Raw genomic sequence first — 14,235 nt, 5'->3', positions numbered from 1 at the left:
TAATCGCCCTTAGCATTTAAGGGCGATTTTTTTATTTTTGGTGCCAGCTAATGACAGGATTGAACAGGATGGTTATTACAAATCATCCTGTTATTTTTAGCCAACATTATAAGCCTGAGGGGAATTCTGATTATCTTTTTAAACCAGTCATCCTATAAAGCAATAAGTAAAGATCATACAACATTTTCATTATCTCGTGTAATGAAATCGATTTTCACTACCGAAGATCAACAAGGGAAAGAATAAAATAATACCTAAATAATACTTTAATGATAAACTATTTAACAATTAGGTTTGATCATCATGTAAAGAAGTACACTTTTTTGCTGTTTATGGCGATGCTGTGTACGTTTAATTTATTTGCTCAAACAACAAGGACTGGAAAGGTAAACGATGAAAAAGGTTCACCTATTCAAGGTGTGACGGTACAGTTAAAAGGTAAAGCCATGACGGTAAAGACCAATGCCGATGGGTCATTTACCATTACTGCCCTCCCCTCTGATGTATTGGCCTTCAGAAGTCTTGGCTTTGAATCCCAAGAAATTTCTGTTGGTAGTCAAAATAATTTCAATGTAGTTCTAGCACAAAAGGTCGATGTCATGGACGAAGTCGTGGTGGTTGGTTACGGCACGATGAAAAAGAAAGATGTAACGGGTTCGATAGCGAGTGTGGGGGAAAAAGAACTGAAAGCAATGCCCGTAAAAGATGCATTGCAAGCCATGCAAGGTAAGGTTGCGGGGGTTGATATTACATCGAATCAACGGCCGGGAACAACTGGTAGCATAAAAATCAGGGGTGTAAGGTCGTTAAACGCCGATCAAGACCCTTTATATGTAGTTGATGGGATGGTATTACAGGCCGGTGGCATTGACAATATCAATCCAAGCGATATAGAGACCATCGACGTCTTAAAAGATGCTTCTGCAACCGCTGTGTATGGTTCACGTGGTGCAAATGGGGTTATCTTGGTTACGACCAAACAGGGGAAAAAAGGTCGTTTATTGTTAAATTATGCTGGTACAGCGACATTCGAGAAGATGTATGATGTCACAGAATACATGGATGCTGCACAATGGTTGGATTATGCGCGCTTGGCGAAATTTGGAACAACAACACCTAGTTATACAAGTGACTTTTCAAAGTGGGGCTCTGTAGCAGCCTCCTGGGCAAATATCGCGAAAGGTTGGACCAATAATAATACGGTTTGGGATCCAAGCTTAGTAGGTAATTACGATTGGGCTGATGCTGGCCGTAAAAATGCCTTATCTACTGAACATACCTTAAGCGTCTCTGGTGGTGGCGAGAATTCAAAAGGTTATGGTTCATTTGGCTATTTAAAGCAAGATGCCACACAGCCAGGACAAAAATTTAATCGCTATACCTCGAAAGTAAGTTTTGAAGCGACTCCGACGAAGTGGTTTACTATGGGGGCTTCACTAAATGTATTTTTCTCCGATCAAGATTATGGCTATAACTTTTCTAAATCGGTTACTGGAGCAGGTGATTACTACAACGCTTTACGAGGAATGTTGCCCTGGACAGTACCCTATGATGAGAATGGAAACTACCTGAGAAACCCTGCGGCAGGTGATATCAATATCATTAATCCAATTAATGAATTGGAATACAATACCAATCAACGGCAGACTTTTGGTGCGAATGGTAGTTTCTTTAGCCAATTGGATTTTGGACAGATTTATGAGCCATTAAAAGGTTTAAAATATCGTGTGCAATTTGGGCCGGAGTTTAGATATTATCGTGCGGGCTTGGCCAATGCGGCTGAAGGAATTAATGGTGACGGAAATAACGCAGTAAGGTTTTCGACAACTCGAAATCTTGCTTGGACCTTGGATCATTTGATCTACTACGATCGCGACTTCGGCACAGATCATCACTTGGGGATTACCTTATTACAGAGTTCATCGAAAAAAAATGTCGAAACAAGCGATATGCGTGCGGCCGATGTGTATAGTGCAAATGAACTATGGTATAATATTAGTTCCGGAGGTTTTATCGGTAGCTACGGGACAGGCTTATCAGAACGACAAATGGAATCCTATATGGCTCGTGCAAACTATAGCTACAAGGACCGTTATATGTTAACTGCTTTTGTGCGATGGGATGGATCGTCGGTATTGGCTCCAGGGCATCAATGGAGTTCATTCCCCTCTGTAGCTGCTTCTTGGCGTATTGATCAAGAGGATTTTATGAAAAATTCATCTTACATCAATACTTTAAAATTACGCATGGGATTTGGTATCGTAGGAAACGAGGCAATATCTCCTTATCGAACTAAAGGCTTATTAACACAGAACTTTTACAATTGGAGTGCAACGAATTCAACGCCAGGCTATATTGCATCAGACCCTTCTGCGGCGTCTCCCCAATCCATGGCAAACCCTGAGTTGGGTTGGGAACGTACGACGCAATATAATATGGGAATAGATTATGGCTTTTTCAATAACCGCGTTAATGGAGCGCTGGATTTCTATAAGACACGAACCAATGATTTAATTATGTTGATGGGATTAAACCCTGTAACAGGATTTCCAAATACTTGGGCAAATATTGGGAAAACCGGTGGCTGGGGGATTGATTTACAATTGAATACTGTCAATATCAAACAGGATAATTTCCAGTGGAATACAACTTTAACTTGGTCCAAAGACAGGAGTAAAATTATCCAATTGCAAAACGGTCGTACGAGTGATATCAGCAACAAATGGTTTGTAGGTCAGGAAATTTCTGTTCCTTACGATATGGTTTACGATGGTATTTGGAAGACTTCCGAAGCAGAAGAAGCTAAAAAATATGGTGCTAATCCTGGACAAATTCGTGTAAAAGATATTAGTGGTCCGGATGGTGTGCCTGATGGAAAAGTGGACAGAAACTATGATTCACAAATATTAGGTTCTTATCGTCCGAAATGGTCAGCAGGTATTATGAACACCTTCACCTATAAAAACTTTGATTTATCTTTCTTTATTTTCTCCCGTTGGGGGCAAATGATTAATGCTGGTGCGGAGACCTTAGGCGGTCGTTTTATGATGCGTAAATTGGATTATTTTATTCCTGGGGTTCATGAAGATGCAGAATATTACCAACCAGGATCAAATGGAGAGGCGGCAGATCCGTGGAGTTCTTCCATGAATTACCGTGATGGCTCATTTATTAAGTTGCGGAATGTAAGTTTGGGCTATAATTTTCCGAAAACAAAATTAGCGAAGCTGGGGGTAAGTAACTTTAAAATCTATGCACAAATTATGAATCCGGCAATGTTGTATTCAAAAGTGGATTTCTTGGATCCGGATTTAGCAAGTTATAATAATAACACGACACAAGCTGGCTCAGCAATAACAACACGAGGTGCAGTAATTGGTGTAAACATTGGGTTTTAGACCGTAAAAAGATTAAAAAAGATTCTCATGAAAAATTATAAAATATTAATTGCTTTAATGCTTGGATCAGCGGGATTGCTGGGATTAAATGCTTGTAGTAAAGATTTTTTAAAAGAAGAGCAGATCACCACACCGACGACTGACTATTTTAAAACACAGGCAGGGTTGGATGATCTGGCGACAGGAGTTTACTCGAAGCTGAAATTTAAATATAATTATACCTGGGGCATGGCTCTGTTTAATTTAGGTGTTGACGAGTTTACGGATGCAAATAACCCCTCTCCGAGCTTCAATAGTTATAGTATGGATCTTAACCCAGCTGAATCAACCTATGGGGGAGCAAATATTCAGCCGGTGTTTGACAATATGTATAGCGGTATTGAATCGGCCAATACCCTGATTCAGAATGTACCACTGTATTATGATAAATCCAACGCCAACTATAATACACGCTTAGGTGAGGGGTACTTTATGCGGGGATATTTTTACTTGCAGTTAATTGTTCAGTTCGGTGGTGTACCCTTGAAATTGACACCAACCGAAAAAGTAGAATCTTATTTTACAAGAGCTTCCGAAGATGCTTGTTTTGCGCAGGCCATTTCGGATCTGGAGCAGGCTTATGCCTTGCTGCCCGCTTCGGCGACAGAATTTGGACGGGTGACCAAATCTGCTGCGGCACATTACGTTGCTAAAGCCAGACTGACTCGGGCCAGTGAGTTATATGCTTCTTGGAATTCAAAATATACTGCAGAAGACTTAGATGCTGTTATCAAATATGGAACGGAAGTCGTGGCGGCACATCCCTTGGTTGATGATTACGTAAAACTATGGGACTATCAAAAAGCCAATAGTGCCAATGAAAAAGTATCTGAGGTTGTTCTTTCGGCACAGTTTTCGGACGATCAGGCAACCTGGGGACGTTATGGAAATCAGATCCATCTTTACTACCCTGCTGTTTATCAAGATTTAGGTGGAACGAGTCGAGACATATCGGGCGATCGTGAATTCTCCTATGCACGTACCACAAACTATACCTTAGATGTCTTTGACCGCGTCAATGATTCCCGTTTCTGGAAATCCTTTATTACGATGTATGGCGCCAATAATACCGCGAATGCACCTGTATGGACTGCAGCTAATGCATCTCTTGGACCAGAAGGAACTGTTGTTGGAGCGAAGCGATTCAAAGGTGGTGAGCTCGGGATTAAATACATTGTTAACAACGCTGGTGATACCCGCTACAAAGCAGTGGCCAGCGATGCAACAGGAGTTCTTAAAAATGGCGTGATGCAAAATCCACATACGTTTGTGCGTTATTTTCAAGGAGAACCACAAGCTTGGGTGGGGCAACATGGAAATAATGGTTACTTTGGTGTCCAGTCACGTTATGTGGCACTTTCAAAATTTAGAGATGGTTACCGGGTAAGTATTGCATCGGCCAATGGTACCCGTGATGTGATTATGGCGCGCTCGGCAGAAGATGTCTTGATGGTAGCCGAAGCGTATATCCGTAAGGGTGAAGGCCAATATGCTAATGCCATACAGTGGATCAATAAACTGCGCAGCCGTGCCGGCTATAAAAGCGGTGAAGACCGTGCGAAGAATGTTGATGGCGGACAAGCCTACAAGAATAATTCCTATGCTGTTGGCAAAGGAGGAGGCTTTTCGGCGGAAGGAGCCATCTATTGGGAAGGAAACTCATACTACGAATCCAATAATGATATAGCGAAAACTACGGCATCTTCCGAAACCCAGATGCTGATCAATTCTGTCGCTGATGTTTATAATTCAGCCGTTGACGCGCCAATCTACGAGAAATTGGGTGCAACAAGCAATGCACAGAAAATGATGGCATTTTTGTTGAATGAACGCACACGTGAATTGTGCGGTGAACTCTATCGTTGGGAAGATCTAGCCCGTACCAAAACCTTGGAAGCGCGATGGAAAGCCTTTAATGACGGTTATGTACGTGGGAATACCGTCTTTAGTCCAAATACACATTACTATCGACCGATTCCGCAATCTTTCTTGGATGCAACCACCAATGAAAGTGGTGCTGCATTGACGCCGGCCGAAAAACAGGCTATGCAAAATCCGGGATATTAATTTCTGAGGGTAATAAACGTGAACCTGACCTACCTGTTCTGAATTGAATGGGTAGGTTTTTTTATGTAAAATGCAATCGGTTGCAGGATAGGGCAGGATAGGTTCCTTCGCTAGTTTTAGTATCTTACGGCTTGATTCGTATAACATTGCGGATCTAAGTAAACCAAATTGTAAATCAACGGAAGGGAAATGTTCACATGGATAGAAGAGTCTTCTTAAAGTCAAATGCATTTTTATGGATGACAGCGATATTACCTTTAGGTACATCGGCCCAAAAAAGCAGGATGCAGTCTCCCTATTTCAAATTGAAACCGATTGGTCGCTCTTTACAATTACAGGATTATTTTATTTGGTGCTCATCTCCGATTTGGGGGAACGATGGTAAGGTGCATCTTTTTTATTCACGTTGGCGAAAGGAAAAAGGGATGGGAGGCTGGATCAAAGGTTCTGAGATAGGGCACGCAGTTGCTGATTCTCCCTATGAAACATTCCAACATAAGGATGTTGTTCTACAACCTCGGGAAGGATTTTGGGATAGTACAACCTGCCATAATCCTCTGATAAAAAAGATAGCGGATACCTATTATCTTTTTTATATGGGAAACTCCAATGGAAAAACAGATACGAAGAGGATCGGTGTGGCAACTTCTACAAGCTTGGATGGACCATGGAAACGGAGCGATAATCCCATTTTGTTGCCCGGAGCGGAAGGTGCATGGGATGATCATTGTACCACAAACCCAGCATTTCTAAAAGGTAACGATGGTAAATTTTGGCTGTATTATAAATCTTGGAATACGGCTGAATACCTGCAGGATAAAGGTCCTGTTCGAGGAAATCGAAAGTATGGATTGGCCAAAGCTGAACATCCATTGGGACCCTATATGAAAGTATCCGTACATCCGGTAATTGATTTTTCTGATCGTCCTCATAATGCGCAGCTTGAAGATGCTTTTGTATGGAAACAGGATGAACAGTATTGTTTGTTAGCTAGGGATATGGGGTTTTACAATCACGAATATGGATTGATCTTAAAATCATCGGATGGCGTTAAATGGTCTGAACCGCAAGTAGCCTATTTAAATTTATCAACATATATTCAGGAGCCGCCGCCACCCGCAAACTTGAAGCGCTTTGGCAGACTTGAAAGACCTATGATCCTGATGGATAAAATAACGGATAAACCTCGCTTCCTTTTTGGAGCCACGCAAGGCGGAATAGCAGAAACCTCGACAGCCTTTGTATTTGAGATCGTGTGAAGAATCTGCCATAATCGTATTTAATTCGAGAAAATAACTGCAAAGTTTTGCTTCTGTATGTTGAAGATCGATAGAAGTGAGCTGAATTTGGCAGCTGATATAACAAGTATAACCAGAAACAATTATAAGCCAATGAAACAGATTTTTAGTATGCTCCTAGCAATTTTTGCATGCGTAGCAAGTCAAGGGCAACAAATAACCTGGGCCAGTGCACAGCAACCCTTAAAGGAAATAGAACAGCTTAAAAAGATCATTGTTGCTCCTACATTTAAAAAGAAAGATTATTCCATCGCTGATTTCGGTGCTATTGGAGATGGCAGGACGAAAAATACAGTGGCCTTTAAAAAAGCTATTGAAATGTGTAATAAGCAGGGGGGAGGACGTGTGATTGTGCCAAAAGGTGTCTATCTGACCGGTGCTATTTATTTGAAAAGCAACGTTAATCTGCATGTGAGTGAAGGGGCAACAATACTATTTAGTCGGGATAGTACTGATTATCCGATGGTATTCACGCGTTGGGAAGGCATGGAATGTATCAATTTTTCTCCGTTCATTTATGCGTATAAAGAAGAGAATATTGCGATTACAGGAAAAGGATTGCTGGATGGAAATGCCGATAATGATCATTGGTGGTATTGGTGTGGTGCCCGAAAATATGGTTGGCACGAAGGTCGTCCTGGCGAACAAAAGCCTGCCCGCGCAATTTTGCATCAGCAGATGGCCGAAGAGAAGGATCCGCATAAAAGAGTATTTGGCGATGGAAATTTTCTTCGTCCCAATTTTGTACAGCCTTATTTATGCAAAAATGTCTGGATTGCTGACGTCAAGCTGATTAATTCTCCGATGTGGAATCTCAATCCTGTTCTATGTGAGAATGTATTGATAGAAGGCGTGAAAGTGGTGAGTCATGGACCTAATAATGATGGCTGCGATCCTGAAGCAAGTAAAAATGTATGGATCAGAAATTGTTATTTTGATACCGGCGATGACTGTATTGCTATTAAATCCGGAAGAGATGAAGATGGCCGTAATATTGGTCGACCTGCGGAGAATCATATCATCGAAAATTGCGAAATGAAGGATGGTCATGGCGGCGTCGTTATCGGTAGTGAAATTGCAGGCGGAGCCAGAAATATTTATGCACTTAACAATGTGATGGACAGTCCAAATTTGGATCGGGCTCTACGGATAAAAACTAGTTCCAGCCGAGGCGGGATCATTGAAAACGTCTTTTTTTATAACACGGAAGTAGGGCAATATAAGGAAGCGGCTGTACGATTTAATATGTTTTATGAAAAACCCGGAAAACATATTCCGACGATTCGCAATATCTGGGTCGAAAACCTTCATGTTAAAGGCGGCGGAAAGTATGCTGTGCTCTCCACGGCCTACGAATCTTCACCTGTAACCGATTTTACGATGGTTAATTGTAAGATTGATGGTGTAAAAGAAGCGTTTAAAGTTGATTACCTCAAGAATGTCACGCTAAAAAATGTCATTGTCAATGGAAAAGAAATCAAGTCTTTCGATTAACATAACATCTCCAGCGATGAAAAGTATAAACGCTAGTGACTGCGAAGTAGCATAACGGTCATTAAAAGATCGGCACATAGCTAATTCATGAAATAATTATTGATATGATACGAAAGTATTTGATTTTTTGCGGTTTGCTGGTGGGAGCTGTCCTAGAGATGGCTGTTGCCCAGTCAAAACATTGGAAAGATAATGACCGTATACTTCATTATACAGAAGATCAGGGTGACTTTCTTTTGGTTAAAGGACGATATCGATTTAATCGTGCGCTTTATGGTAATAACCTAGCATCCCGTGTCGAAGCAGGCGATTTACCTTAATTTGCACTCTACATGCCTGGGATGGCAGGAAATCTACAATTTGTCCTGAGTAATAAACAGCTGCGAAAAAAAATGATTGATGCCGATCATATTGAAACAAGATACCGACCTGGAGCTATGTATTATCGGATCAAAGATGCTTTACTTGGCAAAGGTTATATCGATATCGTTGTGATGGCACAGGCCGATGCTGAAGGGATGATCGTAAAACTGCAAGGAACAAATATTAAGCCTGAAGTACGGGTCTATGCTGCCTATGGTGGAGCTAGCGGAAAAACTTTTAGCAGAAACGGCGACATAGGCGCGGATCCGGAATCGGGGTTTTATCTTCTCCCTGCATACTGTGAACATAATCAGTATACGGTAGAAAAAAATAGTTTTGAACTTAAATATCAAAATAAGAAAAATGAAGCCCAGTTTATTCAAGGTAGTTTTTCAGGGCTTTCAACACTGCAGATGTCAGATGCAAGGGTCCTGGAGGATCTATCGCGTCTGGGTAAGACGGAGGATCAGGGTAACCCTATCATTGTTGGGGAATATATTCTGGCTAAAAAATCATGTTATATTCAAATCTCTAAGGGTAAGCTCTCTGCTGCAAAATTTTCTGAAGGCACATTAGAAAAGGCTTATGAGCAAGCGGATCAGAAAAGGGTTTCCCTGGCTAGTCGAGTTAAAATAAACACACCGGATCGATATATCAATAATTTGGGGGCAGCACTGTCGGCAGCTGCCGATGGTATTTGGGAATCACCTACTTTCTTGCATGGGGCTGTGGCATGGCGTATGCGTTTGAATGCCTGGCGGGGTGCTTACGCCGCAGATGTATTGGGTTGGCATGACAGAGCGAAGGAGCACTTTTCCAGTTATGCCAGTTCACAGGTGGTCGAACCATGTTCTGGACCAGTTGTGATGGATACAACCTTGCACTTAGCTCGACATTTGGAAAAAATGGGTACTTCTATGTTTTCAAGCGGCTATATTTCTCGTAACCCACACAACAACACAGTAGCCCATCACTACGATATGAACTTGGTCTTTATCGATCAATTGTTGTCGCATTTTAATTATACAGGAGATGTCGCTTATATCAAAGAGATGTGGCCCACGCTGACTCGGCATCTCGATTGGGAAAAGCGAAATTTCGATCGGGACAATGATGGCTTATACGATGCCTATTGTGCAATATGGGCCAGTGATGGTTTACAATATTCCGGTGGCGCTGTCACGCACACAACCGCCTATATGTACCGCACCAATCACATGATGGCTCAATTGGCGCAGATAATTGGAGAAAATCCTAGACCCTATCAAGAAGAGGCAAATAAGATTAAAAAAGCGTTAAAAGATCGACTTTGGCTACAAAAGAAAGGTCATTTTGCTGAGTTCCAGGATGCGCTTGGCAATCAGCTTATACACGAAAATGCTGGTTTGTGGACCATTTATCATGCCGCGGACGTAGCTATCTTGGATGATTTTGAAAGCTACCAAAATCTCCAATATGTAACTAATTATTTGCCAAAGATTCCTATTCGTGTCAAAGGACAAGAACAGCATGACCTATATACATTGCCTACGACGACATGGCAGCCCTACACTTGGTCGATCAATAATGTTGCTTTGGCAGAGAATCTACAGACAGCATTGGCCTATTGGCAATCTGGTCGGGCAGATGATGCTTATCAGCTCTGGAAAAGTAACCTCATGGAAAGTATGTACCATGGGATCAGTCCAGCCAACTTTCAGCAGCTTTCCCATTATGATGCATTTAGAGGCGAATTATACCGTGATTTTGCCGACCCTATTGGTGTGGCATCTCGTACCTTAGTCGAAGGATTATTTGGCGTGCATCCGCGTCTATTGGACAAACAATTGTTTATTAAACCTGGTTTCCCATCGACATGGAATTTTGCACAGATTGAAATGCCGGAGTGGAGTTATACGTATAAGAAAACTAAAAATGCTATTACATTTCAGATTAACACGCGTTATGCGATGCCCGTAAAACTTGCATTGGAAGTTCCCGTAGATTTTACCCAGGTGAGTGCTGTTAAGGTCAACGGAAAGGAAGTCAAGTGGTCGCTAAAATCTTCCGCTATAAATGGGCCATGTATTGTTATTGAATCTGAAGCTGAGCGGAATTTCGACGTCACAATCATAGGTGATGGACAACTCGAAAAGATGGATACTAAAAATGTGACCCAAGTATTCACCGATCAATGGGCTTTTCCTTTACCTGCTAACACCCAATTGTTGGAAAGTTACGATCCTCAAGGAATTATTCAAAATCGGATAGGTCACAAATTTTCTTTTGTCGAGGAAGAGCGTGTAGGAACCTTTTTTGCGAAGCTTCGACAAGGGAATATGGTTTGGTGGCAAGCTGTTGATATTCGATTATTGCCGCCATTAAAAGCAACTATTGTAAAAAAACAGGTTAGTTATGATCTAGTTGTAGAAAACCGTTCGGGGCAGCCACAACGACTGGCGATTGATCATCAGGATTTTCAGGCAACCTTAAACTTGAGGTCAGGAGAAACAAATAAACTGGAACTTCCCATCAATATCTTTTCAAAGGGAACAAATAGCGTTGACCTGGTTGTGGGAACTTATCACCAAAAAGTAAATTATATCGATTGGAATATCGATGATAGACCTGATTTTTTCGAAAAAAATTTATCGAGTTATTACAATGCCCGTTTGACGGATATCTTCCAGCAGAAATATCTTTCGCCAAGACCGGAAGGGCCGACTTTGCAGCTGCCTTGGCAGGGGATAGGCAATTGGTGTTATCCATTGACGACGGCGAATATTGATGACAGCGGAATCATGAAAAAAGCCGAGCAGAAGGATCTAACATACCTAGGTATTCCGTTTCAGCTAAAAAATGACTCCAAAAATGTTGTCTTTGTCAGCCAGTGGGATAATTATCCGACAAGCGTCAAAATACCTTTAGCAGGCCAGGCCAGCAAAATGTATCTCTTGGTCGCCGGTTCTACAAATCCGATGCAATCCCAGTTTATCAACGCCAAGATTAAGGTCAATTATACCGATGGAACTTTAGATACGCTAGATCTCATCAATCCTATAAACTGGTGGCCTATCGAACAGGATTACCTCGATGACAACCACGCTTTTGAACTCCCCGATGAACGAATTCCTTACCGAATCAGTTTGAAGTCTGGAGAGCTTTATAAGGGAGGAACTTGGAACCGTTATACCGATATAAAAGGATATAGCAACCGTGGAGTTGATGGCGGGGCAGCTACATTATTGGATTTGCCCCTAAACAAAAAAAAGAAACTTCAATCAGCAGAACTTATTGCCGTAGCAAACGATGCGGTCATCGGGCTGATAGGTCTCACTTTAATGCGATAGATAAATTAAGAAATATTAAAAATGTGTACCGAAATTTCTAATAGAAATCTTGAACTCGGGATAGAGTATGTATAAAAAACCAATATAGATGAAAAAGAAGTTTAGTATTATTTTCACTTTCCTTGTAAGTGTCTTAAGTCCTATGTTGGTCCTAGCTCAGCAAGGGACAAAAATTAATCGAGAAAATGTCGTTAAAAGGCATAATGTTTCCAATCACGCCATGGATACATTAGCTTCGCTCACGGTCGGTAATGGTACCTTTGCTTATACGGTTGATGCTACGGGAATGCAGTCTTTTCCCATTTATTATAAAAATGGGGTTTCTTTGGGAACACAGTCCGAGTGGGGATGGGATTCCTTCCCCAATACAAAGAACTATAAATTTGAAGAAACATTAAAATCCTACGATTTTAACGACGAGGGGCGGAACGCAAAATATAGTATTCAATTGAAAGAACCGGAGCGCAATGCGGAAGCTGTCAACTATTTTAGAGAAAATAAACATCGTCTGCAATTGGGTAATGTAGGCTTGGAACTTTATTTGAAAAATGGGCAACGGGCAACTATACAACATATCCAGGATATTCGACAGGAGCTGAACCTTTGGACGGGTGTTATCACAAGTGAATTTCGAATTGAAGGAGAACCTGTTTCTGTAAAAACCGCATCGTATCAAGGCAGTGACCGCATAGCAGTACATGTCGCTTCGCCATTGATTGCACAGCAAAGGCTGAAAATATTTGTACATTATCCTTACCCAAGCGGAAAATTTCTGGATGAAGGTACCAACTATGATCAGGTGAATGATCATAAAACAACCCTCGTAGCTCAAGCGGTAAATGGTGCAGTGATAAATCATCAGTTGCAGGGGGCGAATTATTTTACACAATTGGATTACTCGCAGGGAACGTTAAAAAATACGGCTTCACACTATTTTGTGTACCAACCGGCTGCTACGCTCGGAGAGTTTGATTTTTCATTTGCATTTGCAGCGACAAACAACTTTGATAAGAAGAGCGTCCGATATACTGATGCGGCAGATGAAAGTGCAAGCTCCTGGAAGCATTTTTGGGAAAGTGGTGCTGCGGTAGACTTTGCAGGCAGCACAGACCCAAGAGCCAATGAATTGGAAAGAAGAGTTGTACTCTCTCAATACCTGACAAAAGTACAATGTGTCGGAAGCAATCCGCCCCAAGAAACAGGCCTCACTTTTAATAGTTGGTATGGAAAACCACACACGGAAATGCATTGGTGGCATGCTGTGCATTTTGCATTATGGGGACGTCCAGAAATTATGGAAAAAACATTGGATTATTATTTTAGGACCTTTGAAAAAGCGAGGGAACTCGCAAAGCGACAGGGCTATCAAGGGGTTAGGTGGATCAAAATGTCGGATAACGAAGGGAATGAAAGCCCCTCGTCGGTAGCTGCATTTTTAGTTTGGCAACAGCCACATATTATCTATATGACCGAATTGGCCTACCGGGACAAAAAGGATCTCGCTGTCCTAAAAAAATACAAGGATCTCGTATTTGCCACAGCTGATTTCATGGCTGACTTTGCACATTATGATCAGGCAACAGGTCGCTATAATGTAGGCAAGGGGGTTATTCCTGCACAAGAAGTTTTCAAAGCTTCCGAGACGATGAACCCGACCTATGAGGTCGCCTATTGGGATTGGGCACTTCGCATAGCCCAACAATGGAAAGAGCGTCTGGGAGAACCAAGAGTGACCAAATGGGATCAAGTTATTGAAAAATTGGCCCCATTACCAAGTAAGGACGACGTCTATTTGGCCACTGAAACTGCTCCCGATTCTTATACTTACGATCGTTGGATGACAGACCATCCTGCGGTACTTGGTGCATTAGGAATGGTTCCTGAATCACCGAAGTTAAATAAAGATGTGATGAAAAATACGCTGGATGTCGTTTGGAAGAAATGGCATTGGGAAAAGACCTGGGGTTGGGATTTCCCTATGACGGCCATGAACGCTGCTCGTTTGAATCTTCCCGATAAAGCGCTTGATGCACTATTTATGAATATTCAAACCAATACTTATCTAAAAAATGGACATAATTATCAAGATGGACGACTGCGGATCTATTTGCCAGGCAATGGTGGGGTGCTGACGACCGTGGCGATGATGCTTGAAGGTTGGGATGCGTCTACAGGTGATTTACCAGGGTTTCCAAAAGATGGCTCATGGGTTATAAAAAAAGAAGGATTTAAAAAAATGCCCTAATA

7 protein-coding genes are annotated in these 14,235 nt (G+C 41.7%); all 7 read left to right on the top strand.

All coding sequences use genetic code 11. The features are described from left to right. Positions 1 to 269: 269 nt before the first annotated feature. The 7 genes from AB1Z56_RS18115 (at position 270) to AB1Z56_RS18085 (ending at position 14,233) form a co-directional block, all read left to right on the top strand. The gene (locus AB1Z56_RS18115) at positions 270 to 3,398 is read left to right on the top strand and encodes a SusC/RagA family TonB-linked outer membrane protein (protein ID WP_426789821.1); all 3,129 of its coding nucleotides are present in this window, start codon (positions 270 to 272) and stop codon (positions 3,396 to 3,398) included. A 27-nt stretch (positions 3,399 to 3,425) separates the two neighbouring features. Then, complete coding sequence (locus tag AB1Z56_RS18110; protein ID WP_426789820.1) at positions 3,426 to 5,504, top strand: RagB/SusD family nutrient uptake outer membrane protein; 2,079 nt, start codon at positions 3,426 to 3,428, stop codon at positions 5,502 to 5,504. Positions 5,505 to 5,701: 197 nt separating this feature from the next. Then, the gene (locus AB1Z56_RS18105) at positions 5,702 to 6,763 is read left to right on the top strand and encodes a glycoside hydrolase family protein (RefSeq protein WP_426789819.1); all 1,062 of its coding nucleotides are present in this window, start codon (positions 5,702 to 5,704) and stop codon (positions 6,761 to 6,763) included. Between the two features lie 132 nt (positions 6,764 to 6,895). After that, positions 6,896 to 8,296: a glycoside hydrolase family 28 protein gene (locus AB1Z56_RS18100; RefSeq protein ID WP_426789818.1), complete on the top strand. Its 1,401-nt coding sequence runs from the start codon at positions 6,896 to 6,898 to the stop codon at positions 8,294 to 8,296. A 104-nt stretch (positions 8,297 to 8,400) separates the two neighbouring features. After that, positions 8,401 to 8,616 carry a hypothetical protein gene (locus tag AB1Z56_RS18095; RefSeq protein ID WP_426789817.1) on the top strand — a complete coding sequence of 72 codons (216 nt, stop codon included), beginning with the start codon at positions 8,401 to 8,403 and terminating at the stop codon, positions 8,614 to 8,616. Between the two features lie 21 nt (positions 8,617 to 8,637). Then, the gene (locus tag AB1Z56_RS18090; RefSeq protein ID WP_426789816.1) at positions 8,638 to 11,988 is read left to right on the top strand and encodes a DUF4450 domain-containing protein; all 3,351 of its coding nucleotides are present in this window, start codon (positions 8,638 to 8,640) and stop codon (positions 11,986 to 11,988) included. 88 nt (positions 11,989 to 12,076) lie between these two features. Continuing rightward, the gene (locus AB1Z56_RS18085) at positions 12,077 to 14,233 is read left to right on the top strand and encodes a hypothetical protein (RefSeq protein WP_309365803.1); all 2,157 of its coding nucleotides are present in this window, start codon (positions 12,077 to 12,079) and stop codon (positions 14,231 to 14,233) included. Positions 14,234 to 14,235 lie beyond the last annotated feature (2 nt).

Source organism: Sphingobacterium sp. WOUb80 (assembly GCF_050058145.1).
GTDB lineage: Bacteria > Bacteroidota > Bacteroidia > Sphingobacteriales > Sphingobacteriaceae > Sphingobacterium.
This window is presented reverse-complemented; position numbering and strand designations above follow the sequence as displayed.